18 protein-coding genes are annotated in these 15,702 nt (G+C 73.9%); 8 read left to right on the top strand and 10 right to left on the bottom strand.

Annotated elements, in window-relative coordinates; all coding sequences use genetic code 11:
- Positions 1–123 precede the first annotated feature (123 nt).
- Positions 124–792 carry a VanZ family protein gene (locus tag ACZ6AQ_RS09520; protein ID WP_468759253.1) on the bottom strand — a complete coding sequence of 223 codons (669 nt, stop codon included), beginning with the start codon at positions 790–792 and terminating at the stop codon, positions 124–126.
- 241 nt (positions 793–1,033) lie between these two features.
- On the opposite strand from ACZ6AQ_RS09520, the gene ACZ6AQ_RS09515 reads away from it, so the two are divergent.
- Positions 1,034–1,717 carry a DUF4230 domain-containing protein gene (locus tag ACZ6AQ_RS09515; RefSeq protein WP_468758741.1) on the top strand — a complete coding sequence of 228 codons (684 nt, stop codon included), beginning with the start codon at positions 1,034–1,036 and terminating at the stop codon, positions 1,715–1,717.
- A 231-nt stretch (positions 1,718–1,948) separates the two neighbouring features.
- On the top strand, positions 1,949–3,046 hold the full coding sequence (locus ACZ6AQ_RS09510) for a glutamate--cysteine ligase (protein ID WP_468758739.1): 1,098 nt from the start codon (positions 1,949–1,951) through the stop codon (positions 3,044–3,046).
- Positions 3,047–3,244: 198 nt separating this feature from the next.
- Here the strand turns inward: ACZ6AQ_RS09510 and ACZ6AQ_RS09505 are convergent, their stop codons facing one another.
- From ACZ6AQ_RS09505 to ACZ6AQ_RS09495, 3 genes are all read right to left on the bottom strand, one after another.
- Complete coding sequence (locus ACZ6AQ_RS09505; RefSeq protein WP_388689424.1) at positions 3,245–3,511, bottom strand: DUF4235 domain-containing protein; 267 nt, start codon at positions 3,509–3,511, stop codon at positions 3,245–3,247.
- 128 nt (positions 3,512–3,639) lie between these two features.
- Complete coding sequence (locus ACZ6AQ_RS09500) at positions 3,640–4,167, bottom strand: NUDIX hydrolase family protein (protein WP_388689985.1); 528 nt, start codon at positions 4,165–4,167, stop codon at positions 3,640–3,642.
- Positions 4,168–4,323: 156 nt separating this feature from the next.
- Positions 4,324–5,220: an NAD-dependent protein deacetylase gene (locus tag ACZ6AQ_RS09495; protein WP_468758738.1), complete on the bottom strand. Its 897-nt coding sequence runs from the start codon at positions 5,218–5,220 to the stop codon at positions 4,324–4,326.
- 353 nt (positions 5,221–5,573) lie between these two features.
- On the opposite strand from ACZ6AQ_RS09495, the gene ACZ6AQ_RS09490 reads away from it, so the two are divergent.
- Positions 5,574–6,959, top strand: a complete 1,386-nt coding sequence (locus ACZ6AQ_RS09490) for a cytochrome P450 (protein WP_468758737.1) — start codon at positions 5,574–5,576, stop codon at positions 6,957–6,959.
- Positions 6,960–7,003: 44 nt separating this feature from the next.
- Here the strand turns inward: ACZ6AQ_RS09490 and ACZ6AQ_RS09485 are convergent, their stop codons facing one another.
- Both ACZ6AQ_RS09485 and ACZ6AQ_RS09480 read right to left on the bottom strand, forming a co-directional pair.
- A complete protein-coding gene (locus ACZ6AQ_RS09485; RefSeq protein ID WP_468758736.1) occupies positions 7,004–7,252 on the bottom strand; it encodes a hypothetical protein in 249 nt (82 codons plus the stop codon).
- Positions 7,253–7,305: 53 nt separating this feature from the next.
- Positions 7,306–7,713, bottom strand: coding sequence for a VOC family protein (locus ACZ6AQ_RS09480; RefSeq protein WP_468758735.1), 408 nt, complete (start codon positions 7,711–7,713; stop codon positions 7,306–7,308).
- Between the two features lie 327 nt (positions 7,714–8,040).
- On the opposite strand from ACZ6AQ_RS09480, the gene ACZ6AQ_RS09475 reads away from it, so the two are divergent.
- The 3 genes from ACZ6AQ_RS09475 (at position 8,041) to ACZ6AQ_RS09465 (ending at position 10,102) form a co-directional block, all read left to right on the top strand.
- Positions 8,041–9,423 (top strand): serine/threonine-protein kinase, encoded by a 1,383-nt coding sequence (locus ACZ6AQ_RS09475; protein WP_468758733.1) that lies wholly within the window; start codon positions 8,041–8,043, stop codon positions 9,421–9,423.
- A gap of 127 nt (positions 9,424–9,550) precedes the next feature.
- On the top strand, positions 9,551–9,901 hold the full coding sequence (locus tag ACZ6AQ_RS09470) for a PRC-barrel domain containing protein (protein WP_468758732.1): 351 nt from the start codon (positions 9,551–9,553) through the stop codon (positions 9,899–9,901).
- A gap of 54 nt (positions 9,902–9,955) precedes the next feature.
- Positions 9,956–10,102, top strand: a complete 147-nt coding sequence (locus tag ACZ6AQ_RS09465) for a hypothetical protein (protein ID WP_388689410.1) — start codon at positions 9,956–9,958, stop codon at positions 10,100–10,102.
- 181 nt (positions 10,103–10,283) lie between these two features.
- Here the strand turns inward: ACZ6AQ_RS09465 and ACZ6AQ_RS09460 are convergent, their stop codons facing one another.
- Positions 10,284–10,706: an SsgA family sporulation/cell division regulator gene (locus ACZ6AQ_RS09460; protein WP_468758730.1), complete on the bottom strand. Its 423-nt coding sequence runs from the start codon at positions 10,704–10,706 to the stop codon at positions 10,284–10,286.
- A 354-nt stretch (positions 10,707–11,060) separates the two neighbouring features.
- On the opposite strand from ACZ6AQ_RS09460, the gene ACZ6AQ_RS09455 reads away from it, so the two are divergent.
- Positions 11,061–12,257 (top strand): phospholipase D-like domain-containing protein, encoded by a 1,197-nt coding sequence (locus ACZ6AQ_RS09455; RefSeq protein ID WP_468759251.1) that lies wholly within the window; start codon positions 11,061–11,063, stop codon positions 12,255–12,257.
- Positions 12,258–12,431: 174 nt separating this feature from the next.
- On the opposite strand, the gene ACZ6AQ_RS09450 is transcribed toward ACZ6AQ_RS09455, so the two are convergent.
- The 3 genes from ACZ6AQ_RS09450 to ACZ6AQ_RS09440 form a co-directional block, all read right to left on the bottom strand.
- Entirely contained in the window at positions 12,432–13,361 is a 930-nt protein-coding gene (locus tag ACZ6AQ_RS09450) for an anti-sigma factor RsbA family regulatory protein (RefSeq protein WP_468758728.1), read from the bottom strand.
- On the bottom strand, positions 13,358–13,696 hold the full coding sequence (locus ACZ6AQ_RS09445; RefSeq protein ID WP_468759249.1) for an STAS domain-containing protein: 339 nt from the start codon (positions 13,694–13,696) through the stop codon (positions 13,358–13,360). Before ACZ6AQ_RS09445 ends, ACZ6AQ_RS09450 begins: the two co-directional genes overlap by 4 nt.
- A 251-nt stretch (positions 13,697–13,947) precedes the next feature.
- Complete coding sequence (locus ACZ6AQ_RS09440) at positions 13,948–14,205, bottom strand: hypothetical protein (RefSeq protein WP_468758727.1); 258 nt, start codon at positions 14,203–14,205, stop codon at positions 13,948–13,950.
- 950 nt (positions 14,206–15,155) lie between these two features.
- Here ACZ6AQ_RS09440 and ACZ6AQ_RS09435 point away from each other — a divergent pair.
- Entirely contained in the window at positions 15,156–15,374 is a 219-nt protein-coding gene (locus ACZ6AQ_RS09435) for an MbtH family protein (RefSeq protein WP_468758726.1), read from the top strand.
- The last annotated feature ends 328 nt before the right edge of the window (positions 15,375–15,702 follow it).

Raw genomic sequence — 15,702 nt, 5'->3', positions numbered from 1 at the left:
CGGTGCCCGATGACCGGCGGACGAAGCGGATGAAGCGGCCGGGGCGGCCGGTCGGCGGACGGGCGGGGCACGCGCGCCCGGAGCGCGTGCCCCGCCCGTCCGCCGGAGTGCCGTTCCGCGCGGTCACCGCGCCGGACGGGGAGCGCGCCGCGACCACCACCGGCGCCGGACGCGCGGGTGCACCGCGCGCCCCAGGCGCCGGCCGACGAGCAGATAGCCGAGCAGGGCGCCGGTCGTGTTCAGCAGGACGTCGTCGATGTCGAAGGCGCGCCCCGTGATGAGGGCGCCCTGCACCAGCTCCACGAGCAGCATCGTCACGACCGTGAGCAGGGCCACGCGCACCAGGCCGCGGGTCTTGGGGGAGAGCAGGGGCAGCAGGACGCCGAACGGCACGCCGAGCAGCACGTTGCCGCCCACCTGCTTCACCGTCTCCAGGAAGACGGGCTGCCCCAGGTACGCGCGGAGGGAGCTGCCCGGCGTCAGGTTGCTGTGGGTGAGGGCGGCGGACGCCGGGGACGCGTTCAGGGTGAGCCGGGCCAGGACGATCGCGAAGGCCACCATGCCCACGAGGGCGGTCAGGGCCACCAGCACCCGCACCACCGGGCCCGGTCCGGGCCGCGCCGCTCCCTCCTCCGCCGGAGCGGGCCGGGGCGGCCGGGGCGACCGCGACCAACGCGCCCACCGCGACGGTTCGGACGGCCGGAGCGGCGGAGGGGGCGGGGGAGGCGGTACGGAAGGCGCGCCGCCGCCCGTCTTCGCCACCTCGTCCCCGTTCCGGCCGCGTCTCCACATCTTCATGTGCCGCCCCCCATCGTCGGGTCTCTTCGGACGAGAAGCACCAGGACTTCTCCGAGGAGGTGCGGCTACCCGGGAAGCGCCGGGACAACCCGGAGCCGGGGCGCCGGCGCGGACGGGCCGGACCGCCCCGGGAGCGGTCGGCGCGACAGGGGGCCCATCTGTCGCGTGCGCTCCAACGCCCGCCTCCGGGAAGGGAGTTCCGAATGACCGGAGGTGTCGCGGGCACGAGACGCGCATGACGGATGACACGGAGAACAGACCCACGCGGGAGAAGCGGCGCCGCGAACGGGCCCCCGGCAGGTGGCCCCTCGCCCTCGCCCTCGTCCTCGCACTGATCCTCGCGCTGGTCCTGGGAGGCCGGTTCTTCCGGCTGCCCGTCCTGGGCGACTTCTTCGGGACGGAGACCAAGGACCGTTCCGGCCCCGTCCTCCTGAAGTCGATCCAGGACATGAACCGCCACGAGGGGGCCGTCGGCACCTATCAGGTCGTGGTCGACCTGGAGAAGGACGCCCGGTTCCTGCCCGACGCGATCCGCGGCACCCGCACCCTGTACTTGGCCGCCGGGACCGTCGGCGCCCACGTCGACCTCGCGGGCCTCGGCCGGGACGCCGTCACCGTCGACGAGGAACGCACCACGGCCACCCTCCGCCTGCCGCACGCGCGGCTCGGCGAACCGTCCCTCGACCCCGAGCGGTCCTACGCCGTGTCCAAACAGCGGGGGCTCCTCGACCGGCTGGGCGACCTCTTCTCCGACAACCCCGGCAGCGAACGCGCCGTCCACGTCCTCGCCGCCCAGCACATCGGACGGGCCGCCGGGGAGAGCGACCTCGCCGCCCGCGCGGAACGCAACACCACCGCCATGCTCCAGGGCCTCCTGCGCGCCCTCGGATTCGAGCGGGTCACCGTCACCTACGGCTGAGGCTCCGCCGGGCCTCCGGTCCGCCGCCGGACGCGGTCGCCGCGTCCGGCGGCGGACCGGGAACACGAGGGCGCCCCGTCAGCGACGAGCCGGAGAGCTTTTAACCCACATCCGGATGCTTCGCAAGCGCGGAACCGGGCATACGCGTGAAAGTTCTGGTCCCGCCCCGTCCGTCTCCTCCTCCCGGAGGACGCCGGAGCGGCGGGGCATTCGCTGAAGCAGGGAGAGTCGATGCGCACGGTAGGAGTCGAGGAAGAGCTGATGCTCGTCAACGCCAGGACGGGCGAGCCGTTCGCCGTGTCGTCGGCGGTACTGGCGTCGGCCGCCCTGCGCGGTGACGAAGCGGGAGAGGTCTTCGAGAAGGAGCTGCACCAGGAGCAGCTGGAGTTCTCCACCCGGCCGCTGACGGAGATGGGGGAGCTGCACAAGGAGATCGTGCGCTGGCGCGGCGAGGCGCTGCGGTACGCCCGGGAGTCCGACGCGGTCGTCGCCGCCCTGGCGACCTCGCCCGTCCCCGTCGAACCGTCCCGGCACCTGGGCGCGAGGTACCGGTGGATGGCGGAACAGTTCGCCCTCACCACCAAGGAGCAGCTGACCTGCGGCTGCCACGTCCACGTGGCCGTGGAGTCCGACGAGGAGGGGGTCGCCGTCCTCGACCGGATCCGCCCCTGGCTCTACCTCCTGAACGCGCTCAGCGGGAACTCGCCGTTCTGGCAGGGGGAGGACAGCGGTTACAGCAGCTACCGCAGCCGGGTGTGGAACCGCTGGCCGTCGGCCGGCCCGTACGAACTGTTCGGCACCCCGGACAGGTACCACGAGCAGGTCGACGCCATGGTGGAGACCGGTGTCCTGCGGGACCCCGGCATGATCTACTTCGACGCCCGCCTCTCCGCCAACTATCCGACCGTCGAGATCAGGGTCGCCGACGTCTGTCTGGAACCCGCCACGACGGTGCTGATCGCCACCCTCGCCCGCGGTCTCGTGGAGACCGCCGCCCGCGCCTGGCGCGACGGGGAGCCCCCGGCCCCCGTCTCCGCCGGGCTCCTGCGGCTGGCTTCCTGGCGCGCCGCCCGGTCGGGGCTCAAGGGGCCGCTCCTGCATCCGGTGACCCTGCGGGAGACCTCCGCCGAGGCGGCCTTCGAGGCCCTGCTCGACCACGTCGGGGAGGCCCTCGACGACATCGGCGACCTCGCCGAGGCGCGGAAGGGGATCGCCGCCCATCTGGCCCACGGCGGCGGGGCGGACCGCCAGCGGGCCCTGCGCGACGAGGGCATGGACCTCCACGAGGTCGTACGGGCCTGCGCCCGGATCACCACCGGCGGCGAGTGAGCCCCCGGAACTGAGCACCGGACGGGAGGTGCGGCGCCCGCGCGACGACCGGCGGGCGCCGCACCTCCTTCTGCCGTACCGGCCGCACTTCCTTCTGCCGTACCGGTCTCGCCGTACGGCCCCGGTCCCGCACCACGCGAAGCGCCGCCCCGCGGACGGGGCGGCGCTTCGTGGCCGGAAGCGGCGGACGGGGCGGGGTCAGGCGGGCCAGGCGCCCGTCACCCGGCGCACCGCCGTCGCCCCGCCGCGGTCGACCGCGGCCTTCACCAGGGCGAAGATCGCGCCGTGCAGGGCCGCGGCGAGCAGGACCTCGCGCCACCCCCGGTCCTCGTCGGTGGCGTCGGGGGCGTCGTCGTCGTGCCCCAGGACCTGCCACGCCTTCTTGAACGCGGCTCCCGCGAGCACGCCGGTCCCGGCGCTCAGGACGAGCGAGATCGGTTTGAACACGAGGCGTGACGGTTTCATGATGTCTTCCTTTCCCTCCGCACACCGCCCCGGCTACCCCGCCGCCCGGACCGCATGCGTCCGGCCCGCCCCGGAAGCCCCGGGCCCGCTCCAGCCGTCCGGGGGACGCCCGTCCGCGCGGGGAGGCTTCAGTAGGTGTGGCCCACGTGCGCGAGGGCCTGCTTGAGCAGCATCCCCCGGCCGCCCGGCATCTCGTTCTGCACGGCCGGGGAGGCCGCCTCCTGCGGGCTGAACCAGACGAGGTCGAGCGCGTCCTGGCGGGGACGGCAGTCGCCGGTCACCGGCACGATGTACGCGAGGGCCACCGCGTGCTGGCGCGGGTCGTGGTACGGGGTGATGCCCGCCGTGGGGAAGTACTCGGCGACGGTGAAGGGCTGGAGGGAGGCGGGGACGCGGGGCAGGGCCACCGGACCGAGGTCCTTCTCCAGGTGGCGGAGCAGCGCGTCCCGGACCCGCTCGTGGTGCATGACGCGCCCGGACACCAGGGTGCGGCTGATCGTGCCGTCCGCGCCGATCCGCAGGAGCAGCCCGACGCTGGTGACTTCGCCGCTGTCGTCCACCCGGACGGGCACGGCCTCGACGTACAGGATCGGCATCCGGGCCCTGGCGCTGTCCAGTTCGTCCGTGGACAGCCAGCCGGGCGTGGTCTCGGTCATGTCAGACATCGCTTGATCATACTTTCCCGGGCGTGCTTCGGCCCAGAGAACATGTGTTTGCCGGGTGGAGCCGGACGGGCGGGGCGGGCCGGACGGGCGGGCGGGGACCGCCCGGCGCACCGGGGGAGGGAGCGGGGGAGACCCGGACCGGCCGGGTCACCGCCCGGCGTCGCCCACGGGGACGGCCAGCAGACCGGCCACGGAGGTGAGGGCCGTCCCCAGGGGGAGCGCGACCCGCGTGAGGGCGTACCGGTCGCCCCGCGTCGGGTCCCGGTTGACGATCAGCACGGGCTTTCCGGCCTGGGCCGCCTGGCGGACGAAGCGCAGCCCGGACATCACGGTCAGCGAGGAGCCCAGGACCAGCAGCGAGTCCGCCTCCCGGACCAGCTCGCGGCAGTGCTCGACCCGCCGCGGCGGAACGGCCTCCCCGAAGAACACCACGTCCGGTTTGAGGACGCCGCCGCAGAGCGCGCAGGGCACCACGCGGAAGTCCCCGACCTGTTCGTCGGTGAGGTCGGCGTCGCCGTCCGGGTTGATGCCCGCGGCCACCGGCTCGAAGTCCGGGTTCGCCTCCTCCAGCCGTTCGGCGAGCTCGCGGCGCGGGCCGAGGGCGCCGCAGGAGAGGCAGACGACCCGGTCCAGGCTCCCGTGCAGCTCCACGACGTCCTCGCTGCCGGCGGCCTGGTGCAGACCGTCGACGTTCTGGGTGATCACACCCGTGAGCAGGCCGTGCCGCCCGAAGGCGGCCACGGACCGGTGCCCCGCGTTGGGCAGGGCGCGGCCGAAGGCGCGCCAGCCGAGGTGGCTGCGCGCCCAGTACCGGCGCCGGGCGCGGGCGCTGCCGGTGAACTCCTGGTAGGTCATCGGGGTGTGCCGGCTCAGGCTCCCGCCCTCGCCCCGGTAGTCGGGGATGCCCGACTCCGTGGAGAGGCCCGCCCCGCTGAGCACCAGCACACCGCCGGCGTCCAGCGCGTCGACGACCGGCCGCAGGTCCGTGGTGGCCGGTGGCAGGTCCTCGGTGGGGGTCCAGGTCAGAGTGGGACGCATGCGCATGCCGCCCAGGGTACGGAACGCGCCCGGCCCCCGCCCGGGACCGCCGGGGCGGCCCCGGGGAACGGACCCGTCCGCCTCCGGGGACGGGGACGCGGCGCGGGGCCTCCCGCCGGAAGGCCACGGGGGCGACGGAGCCCGCGCGGTCGGTGGCCGGTCGCGGGGATCGTCGCGGGGTGCCCGCCGCGCTCCGGGCGCGCGGTCCGGCCCGTGGAGGGGCCTTCCGGGCGCCACGGACCACCGGTGCGCCGCACCGGTCGGCGGAGCGGACGCGGAAAGCCGGCGGAACGTCCCTACCCGTGAGTCACCTCCTGGGGGACAATCGGCCCGCAGGTGACGATCGAGGGGGACCCTTCATGGCCATCACCACCGGTGCCGAAGCACCCGAACTCGCGGGGTTTCCCCTGCTCGGTTCGTTGTTCGACCTCAAGAACGACTCCCTGGGAACCTTCCTGCGCGCCCGGCGCGAACACGGGGACGTCGTGCGGATCACCGCCGGGCCGCCCGGCCTGCGCACCACCGTCTACGGCGTCTTCTCCGCCGAGGGGGCACAGCGGATCCTGGCGGGCGACTCTGCCAACTTCCGCAAGGACAACACCTTCTACCAGGAGCTCCGGGAGTCCTTCGGCAACGGCCTCCTCACCAGCCAGGACGAGGACTACCTCCGCCAGCGCCGGCTCGTGCAGCCCCTGTTCACCCGCCGCCGCGTCGACGGCTACGCCGCGGCCGTCGCCGCCGAGGTCGGCGTCCTCGCCGGGGAATGGCGGGACGGCGGCGCCGAAACCGTCGACGTCCTCCAGGAGATGGCCCGGCTCGCGCTGCGCGCCGTCGCCCGCATCCTCTTCGGCACCGACGTCGACGCGGCCGTGGAGATCGTCGAGAGCAGCTTCCCCGAACTCGGCGCCTACGTGCTGCGCCGCGGCTACTCCCCGGTCAACGTGCCCCGCACCTGGCCCACCCCCGGAAACCGCCGCGCCGCCGCCGTCCACCGGGCGCTGTACGAGGTCTGCGACCGGATCATCGCCGAGCGGCGGGAGGCCGGGCGGGCCCCGGACGCGGGCGACGACCTCCTCACCCTCCTCGTCGGGGCCGGCAGCGCCGAGGACGGCGGCTTCGACGCCACCGAACTGCGCGAACAGGTCCTCGTCTTCCTGCTCGCCGGCCACGAGACCACCGCCACGTCCCTGGGCTTCGCCCTCCATCTGCTCGGCCGCCACCCGGAGGCGCAGGAACGGGCCCGGGAGGAGGTCGACCGGGTCCTCGCCGGCCGTACCCCCGGCGCCGCCGACCTCGACGCGCTCCCCTACGTCACCCGGGTCCTCAAGGAGGCCATGCGCCTCTTCCCGGCGGCTCCCGTGATCGGCCGCCGCGCCGTCGCCGCCACCGAGGTGGGGGGCGTCGCCATTCCGGCGGGCGCGGACGTCATCGTGTCCCCCTGGGTCACCCACCGGCACCCGGACCTCTGGGAGGACCCGGAGCGCTTCGACCCCGACCGCTTCACGCCCGAGGCGGAGGCCGCCCGGCCCCGGTACGCCTGGTTCCCCTTCGGCGGCGGTCCGCGTGCCTGCATCGGTCAGCACTTCTCGATGCTGGAGTCGGTGATCGCCCTGGCGATGCTCCTCCAGCGCCACGGCTTCGAGGCCGTCGACACCGAGGTGCCGGTCACCTCGGCGATCACTCTCCAGGCGGCGGGTCCGGCCCGCTGCCGGCTGGTTCCCAGGGAGGCGCGGCCGGCGGGGTGACGGAGCCGCCGCTGCCGTCACCCCGCCGGCCGCGCGCGGACCCGTCAGCCCTCCTCGGCCCCGGCCCCGCCCCTCCGCCCGTGCGGACGTCGCTGCTCCTCGCGGCCCGGGCCGGGGGCGCGGCGCTTGGCGGTCATGCCGCCCTCGTCGTCCGCGCCCCCGCCACGGCGCTCCCGCGACGCTTCCGCCTCCCGGCGGGCCTCGACGTCACCGCTCTCGCCGACGGACTCCCGGGGCGCGGTCCGCGGCGGGGCGTCCGCCGGCAGGGTGCGCCGGCGCTCGTGACGGCTCATGATCGTCCTCCTCTGCGGTGCGGACGGGCACGTGGGGCGGCTGCCCCCGGGCATCACACCGAAACGTTCCGCGCGGGGGCGAGCACGAAGGCGTGACCCGCCGGGTCCGTGTAGCGGCGGGTGTCGGTGCGCCGGTCCAGCCGGGTGCCGTTCTGGTCGGCGGACACGGGGCGCGCGCCCAGGGACACGGCTTCCCGTTCGGCCTCGTCGAGGTCGTCGGGGGCCACGAGGACGAGCAGGTGGGCCTGTTGGGAGTCGTCCGGCCGGGGCCAGCTCGGCGGCGCCTGGCCGGGGTCGCGGCGGATGCCCAGGACGACACCGGCGGAACCGGAGAGCAGCAGCAGGTCGGGGTCGCCGTCGCTCGGCTCGACGGTGGCGTCGAGCAGGGCGGCGTAGAAGCGGGCGAGGGGCTCGGGGTCGGTGCTGTCGAGGACGAGGACACCGGTCTTGGGAACGGTCATGGGGTACGTGTGCCCCGTCGGAGGGTTCGCAGACGCCCGCCAACGAGCTTGTGGGGAAAGGGAGTCGGCGCGCTCCGGCCCGACGGGGACGCGTCCCCGCCGCGGTCCGGGGCGGCCCTCCCGCCGGGTCTTCCGGTCACCGCGCGGATGTTTCGGCGCGGGGAGGGCACCCGTAGTCCCGTGCCCGGACACGGGAGCCCGCGACGGGACCGTACGGAACCGGCGCGACGGCGCGGGGAACCCGCGCGCACGTGACCGGGGTACGGAGAGCCGGCGTACGTGGACGGGCGGACGGCGGAAGGCGACAACGGGACACAGGGAGCACCGATGAAGGTCCGTTCGTGGTCGGTCCGACCGGATCTCCGGCTCACGGCCCACGCGGTCGCCGGCCGGTACCGGCTCGACGACCTGCTGGGGCGCGGCGGCGCGGCCGATGTGTACGAGGGTCTGGATCTGCGGCTGCGGCGGCCGGTGGCGGTCAAGCTCTTCCGGCCGGGCGGCGACTCCCTGATGGAGGAGCGTTTCGGCGGTGAGGGCCGTCTGCTGGCCAGGATGCGGCACCCGGGCCTCGTGACCGTGTACGACACCGGCAGGGAGGAGGGCCGTCCCTACCTGGTGATGCAGCTCGTCAGGGGAACCACCCTGCGGCGGCGCATCGCCGAGGCTCCCCTGACGCCCGGTGAGGCCGTCCGCACCGGAGCCGCCCTGGCCTCGGCGCTGGCCCATGTGCACGCGGCCGGGGTCGTGCACCGCGACGTCAAACCGTCGAACATCCTCCTGGACGAGACGGGCGCCCCGCACCTGGCCGACTTCGGCATCTCCCGGTCCCTCGACACCACCCGCGCGGACACCGGACCCCTCGTGGGAACCGCGGCGTACCTGGCGCCGGAACAGGTGCTGGGCAGGGGCGCGGGACCGGCCGCGGACGTCTACAGCCTCGGGCTGGTCCTCCTGGAATCCCTGAAGGGCGAGCTGGAGTACGCGGGCGCGCCCCTGGAGGCCGCGCTGGCACGACTGCACCGGCCCCCGGTCGTCCCCCCGGACTTCCCCGCGGACCTCGCCGAACTGGTGGAGGCCATGACGGACGCGGACGAGACCGGGCGCCCCGACGCCGACACCTGCTTCCGGACCCTGACCGCCCTGGGGGACGGGTACCGGGCCTCACCGCCCCCGCACGGTCCCGGCCTTCCGGAGAGGACCCGGAGGAGCGGCGAGCCGTCGCGCGTGACGGCACCGGTCGTGGGCGTCCGGTCTCCGGCTCCTTCCTCCTCCGCTCCCCGCCGGCCCGGCCGCGCCCTCGCCGCCGGTGCGACGCTGGCCGTGCTCGGAGCCGCGCTGACCGGCTCGATCGGCGGGCCGGCCGGCGCCGACGGGGGAGACGTCCCCCGGGCACCGCGCCAGAACGTCGCCGAGCCCCCGGCCGCCCGGCAGGACCGTACCGCCGGATCTCCGCCGGTCCCGACGGCCCGTCAGGAACCGGTCTCGTCTCCGGCCGCGGCCCCCGCCTTCCCTACGCGGACGGCACCCTCGCCCGCCGCCGGGGAAACCGCCGCACGGCCGGGCCCGGCGACCGGCGCGTCCGCGCGGCCCCGTCCCGGAGCCGGGGGAAAGGACGCCGGGCCCCGGAAGGGGGTCGCCCGCGGCCACGGGCGCGACGGGTCCGGCCGCCCGGCCGGGGCCGGACCGCCGGCGAAGCACCGCGGGCGCTGACGACGGGCCGGCCGGCGGCACGCGTACTTCCCGGCCGGCCGTGTGAACGGGCCGCGCCGGGCAACAAGCGGGAGAACAGCACGGGACGCGCGTCACGACCGTCCCGGCAGAGAGGAAGTGGGCAGGCATGCACCCCGACATCTGGTCCTTCTCCGGGACCGCGTCCCACGCGGCCGGTACGGATCTGACCGGATACGCGGTCGAGGCCACGGACGGCGGCATCGGAAAGGTCGACAAGCACTCGGCCGAGGTCGGCCGGGGGCACCTGGTCGTGGACACCGGTCCGTGGACCCTCGGCCGGCAGGTCGTGATCCCGGCCGGCATCGTCACCGCCGTGGACCGGGCGACGGAGACGGTCTTCGTCGGCCGTACCAGGGAACAGATCAAGAACGCCCCGGAATTCGTGCCCGGGCAGGACGACGCGGACGGGCACCACCGCATGACGCTCACGGACTACTACCTGGCGTTCTTCCGGTAGGCATCACCCGCAGGACACGACGAGCATCGAGTGGAACGAGTACGAGGAGGCCCCATGTCCGCACTGCTGAGCCGCATCAGGAGCTTCGGCCGCAGCCCTCAGGGGCAGCGGGCGATCGCGTCGGTACGACGAGCCGCCGCCGACCCCCGGAAACGGGCACAGGCCCGGGGGTTCCTCGCCCGGCTGAGAGGGCGCCGCTGAGAAGTCCCGCACCGACGGACGCCTTCGTGGGCCCGGTTCCGGCCGGGCCCGCGAAGGCGCCCGTGCGAGAGGACCCGCCGTGCCGCACGCCCCCCGGCGGCGCGCCCGCGAGGGCACCGGGAACCGTGGGGCGGCCGGTGACGCGCCGGTCCGGGGCCGGGGCCCGCGCTCCCGGGCGGAGTCAGCCGGCGAGGACGTCGAGGAACGGCTGCCAGTCGATGTGGGAGCTCTCGGTGCCGACGGGCACCATGCTGTGCGAGGTGTTCACCCAGCGCAGGACGTGATGGCGGTCGAGGCTGATCAGAGCGGCGTGGGAGGGGTCCCCCAGACGCAGCACGACCTGCTCGTAGGGGGCGGGCCGGATGTGCACCTCGCCGAGGCCGGTGGGCGCCTCGGTGCCCGCGAGGAGCATGTCGCGGTCCAGCCTCCAGACCACCTCGCCCGAAGGGGTGTGGAGGGCCAGCTCGATGACGAAGGGCGAGCGGGACCGGTAGTGGACGGTGGCGCCGAGGGGGACGTGGCAGGCGTCGGTGATCAGGCGGGCGGTGGTGTTCCACCTGATCTCGCGGCGGGGCGGCGGGACGGGGGAACCGGCTCGGTGCATGGGGGCTCCAGCTTCGGGCGCCGCCCCGGGACGGCGGCGCTTTGCTGTTCGGGTACCCCCTGAGCCGGAATCACACCTCGGAAGGGTGCGGTTGCGGAGAGGAAGATGCGGGGGATTCATGGAAGCCGTCAACCCTCGGTGCCGGGTCATTCCTTCCGGTGATGTGTGACGGCACTCACTCCGGCGCCCGGCCCGGGAATGAGTCCCCGGCCCCATCGGGGTTACATTCCCCGGTGCACCTCATGAGGGTGGTCGCCACCGGACCGGGTGCGCGTGGACCCGCACGTTCCCTCGTGGACGGCTCGAAAAGCTCGAAAAGCTCGAAAGGGGAGAAAGGTGACCGGCACAGAGGACATATCGGGGTCCGCCGACCACGAGGAGGGCGGCAGATCCACGACCGAACGCGCGGCACGCATACGCCGGCGCCTGGAGCGCCTGATCGGCATCGCCGCCACCGAGGGCAACGCCCTGGTCCCCCTGCGCAACGGGGACGAGATCTTCCCCGCCATGCTGGAGAGCATCCGCTCCGCCGAGCACACGGTGGACATGATGACCTTCGTCTACTGGAAGGGCGACATCGCCCGGGAATTCGCCCGGACGCTCGCGGAGCGGGCCCGGGACGGCCTCCGGGTGCGGCTGCTCCTCGACGGCTTCGGCAGCCGGCTGATCGACAAGGAACTCCTGACGGAGATGGAGCGGTCGGGCGTCCAGGTGGCCTGGTTCCGCCGGCCGCTGTACCTCTCGCCGCTCAAGCAGAACCACCGCTGCCACCGGAAGGTGCTGGTCGTGGACGAGCAGGTCGCCTTCACCGGTGGCGTGGGCATCGCCGAGGAGTGGTGCGGCGACGCCCGCAACCCCCGCGAGTGGCGGGACACGCACGTCAAGGTGCTCGGACCCGCCGTGGACGGCATCGCGGCGGCGTTCGCGCAGAACTGGGCCGAGTGCCACGACGAGCTCTTCGACGACCGGGACCGGTTCGCGGACCACCGCCCCCAGGGCGACGCGGTGGTGCAGGTGGTGCGCGGTTCGGCCAGTTTCGGCTGGCAGGACATGCAGACCCTGATCCGGGTCATGATCGAGTCGGCCGAGGAGCGGTTCCGGCTGGCCACCGCCTACTTCTCCCCGGACGCCTACTTCATCGAGCTGCTGTGCGCCGCCGCGCGGCGCGGGGTGGAGGTGGAGATCCTGCTGCCCGGACCGCACACCGACAAGCGGGTCTGCCAGCTCGCCGGGCAGCACTTCTACGAGGACCTGCTCGCCTGCGGCGTGAAGATCCACCAGTACCAGCCGACCATGATGCACGCCAAGGTCATCACCGTGGACCGCATCGCCGCCCTCGTCGGGTCGACCAACTTCAACCGGCGCTCCCTCGACCACGACGAAGAGGTCATGCTCGCGGTCCTGGACGAGGAGTTCACCGCCACCCTGGACTCCCACTTCGACGCCGACATCGAGGCGAGTTCGCTCGTCCGGGCCGGGCGCTGGAAGAGGCGTTCCACGCTGCAACGCGCCCGGGAACTCGCCGTCCAGCCGATCCGCCGCTATCTGTGACGGTCTATCTGTGACGGTCCTCTGGGCGGACCGCCGACGCCGGGCGGGGCGGGGCGCCGCCCCCGTGGAGGGCGCCCTCCGCCGGGACCGTCCGCCCATCGGGCCGGTGGGCGGGCCGCCGTTCAGGGGCGACCGGGCAGCCGTCCCCGGTCCCTGGCCGCCGCCCGGCTCCCCTCACAGGGCGAGGTAGAAACGCACGGTCGTGCCCTCGTCCCCGGTGTGCACGCGCACCAGGTCGGAGACGTAGTGGACCAGCATCAGGCCCCGGCCGCCGAGCTGTCCCCGGAGCGGCGGCCTGCGGCCGGCCAGCGGATCGGTCAGCCGTCCGGCGTCACGGACCTCGAAGACGGCCCGGCCGTCCTCGCTCCACACCGCCAGCGTCCCGCGCCCGCCGCCGTGCACGACGCTGTTCGTCGTCAGCTCCGCGACCGCCAGTTCCGCGTCCTGCAGCCGTTCCCCGGCGATGCCCAGCCGCACGGCCCGGTCGACGGCGAAACGGCGGGCCGCCGGAAGTTCCTCGGCTCCGTAGGGGAAGAGCTCGGCCCCGGAGACCGGCGGCAGCACCTCGTTGTGCCGGGAGACGACCGCCTCCCAGTCGTAGGCGTCGCTGATCTCCTCACGGCCGCCCGAGATGACGGTGGGGTGGGTGGCACGCGCTTCGGCCAGCACCGCCCGGTCCAGCCGGGACTCGTCGTACGGGCACAGGATCGTCACCGCGCGGCCCTCGAAGGCCGGGTTGATCAGCGCCTCGTGCTGCGCGCAGGCCGGGTACTCCACCGCGCTGCGGCCCGCCCAGATCGGCTCCCCGATGATCCGCACCCGCCCCTCCGGGTGGGCGTCGGCGAACCGCTTGAGCACACCGGGGATGATCCGGCCCGGATTGCGCCCGGCCTCGGTCATGTCCAGCAGCGTCAGGCCCTCGGCATCCGGCCCCAGTCCCGCCCTGATCAGTTCCAGGTTGGGGCCGGGGACGGCCACCGCCACCGGCTCGCCGGCGGCCAGGCCCCGGCGCACGAACGCCACGGTCTGCTCGGTGTACTCCCGCGCGGAGCCGTAGAACAACGCCGGGTGCTCGAACATCTCGTCGGTGGTCACCGTACTCATCGCGACGCCACCTCGATCCGGCACTGGCCGGGCCAGAACATCTCCAGAACGCGGGGCAGCTGCGGCGGCGGGTGCTCCACCACCATCCGGCCGTCGGGCAGGGTCATGGCGGTGACCGCGAGCGCCGTCACCCCCGCCACGTCCACGAATGCCACGTCCGACAGTTCCACGTACGACACGTCCACGTGCCGACGGGCCAGTTCGGACAAGGCTTCCTCCCATGCGGGACGGGTGGCCTCGCTGATCTCACCACTGGCTCGTATCCCAGGGCGACCGGGCAACGGGCTCACCTCCAAAGCGACGTGCCCGGACACCGCCGGGTCGGGCACGCCCACCGCATGCGGGGCATCCACGCTCGAACTCCTTCGATGTCCGGCAGCCGGGAGATGCGGTCGTCGCGGCCCAGCACCGGGGAAGGACGCTCCTTCCGGCAGTGGAGTCTAACGCGGCGCGTGCCCCCCGCCGGCGGGCTTCGTGCCGGGAGGACCCCGTCCGCGCGTGGGCCGGAGGGAGGCGTACCGGGGAGAACACGGCGTCCACGAGGACGGCCGGGGACGAGGGCGTCGGCGAGAGGGGCACGCGTGGATCAGCGGACGGTGACGCGCAGGACGTAGGGGCGGCCCGCGCTGATGGCCTCGGCCTGCTCGGCGAGGTCCGTGCCCGTGAACCCCAGGGACGCGGCGTCGGCGGCCGCGCGGAGCAGCGGCACGATCTCGGCGGCGTCCCGGCCCCGGTGCGAGAGGGCTATCTCGCCGAAGGCCCGCTGGTACGGGGCGGAGTACGCACTCGAACTGTCCTTCAGCAGACGGTCCATGTCCTCGGCGCGGACCGTGATCTCACCCATGCTCTGCCCCCGTGGAGCCGTGGTCCGGCCGGTCCGGACCCTCACGAACGACGCTACGAGCAGGGTCTGACATCGGTACGGCCGTCCCGCGGGCGTGCCGGGAGGTGTCCGCGCCGGGGGCCGACGGTTCCTCGCGTCTCCGGACGGCCGGTCACCGCCTCTTCCGCGCACGCGAGTACCAGGCCACGACGAGGCCGATGACCACCAGGACGATCAGTATCTTCATGACCCCCTCCTGCCCGGGATCGGACGTCCGACGCCTGTGCGGCGCCCCGGGACGGAACGGGGCGCCGCACAGGCGTCGGACGGGGGCGGCTTCCGGCCACGCGCGGCGGGCCGGAGCGGCGGGAGCGGGGCTCCGGGACGTGGCCGGTCGGCCACCGGCCGGTCGTCGGTCGGCCACCGACCGGTCCTGGCCGGCCGGTCCGGACCGATTTTTCTGGCGTGAGGTTGCCTCCTCGGCGGGGCGCATACCCGGCGCATGGGAGCGCGGCGTGCTCATGAGAGCGCGGAGTGGAGAAAATGTGGGCGCGCTGGGCGGATAGCCGAAAAGGCGGGGGTGATAAGCCAGTAAATGCGGTCGAAACGGACTCGCTGTGGCCGGATATGTAAGGCGATGCGGGGATCGGCATATGCCGGGGACCCTTCCCGGTCTTGCCGGCCGATGAATTACCGACCAGTAACGACGCGGTCCGCATACGTGAACGAGCCGAATCCTTTAATGTGATTGGCGTGAGTTCGGTTTCGGGGGGAAGTCTTGGCCGGGAGGCGCTCGTCGCGCCCTGTCGGGGCAGGACCGATCGCCGGCTTCCGTGATCGGAATGGCGCTCCCCCGGGAGGGGTGACGCATGATCCGAGCGGTTGCGGAAAAAGCCGTCCCGCCTCCCGGAACGTCCGGGTGAACCACGTGTGAAAAGCGACAGACCAAAGAACCGAGAACGGGTGGGAACGTGAGCAACCCCTTCGATGACGAGTCGGGACGCTTCGTCGTGCTGGTGAACCACGAAGCTCAGTACTCCCTCTGGCCCGCGCACCTCGACGTCCCCGGTGGCTGGGAGCGCGAGGGGACCGAGGGATCGCGCCAGGAGTGCCTGGAGCGGATCGAGAACGTCTGGACCGACATGCGTCCCGCCAGTCTGGTGGCGGCGATGGAGGCCGGCACCGGCTGACACGGTCACGGGGCACGGGGAGTTCCGCGCAGGTCAGGCGGGGCCTCCCGTGGCCCGGGTGCCGGTTTCGTTCATCCGATGAGCACGTTCGTTCAAGGACAGTGCCCAATCGGTCATATTCGGCTGACGAGTGCTCGCGATGCCCTCCGATGCCTCCCCCGAGCCGCGAGTGAGACGCCTCGCGGCCCCTCCTCCTCGCGCGCGGACCGCGCGGTCCGTACGAGGCGAAGGCCGCGCGCGAGATTCCCGCGGCATCCGGCGGGAAACCGGCCGGTGTTTCCCGCGCGCGCCCGCCGGACGGGAAATGACGTCCCCGGCCCCGTCGTGC

The sequence above is a fragment of the Streptomyces sp. NPDC041191 genome, assembly GCF_055591945.1.
This window is presented reverse-complemented; position numbering and strand designations above follow the sequence as displayed.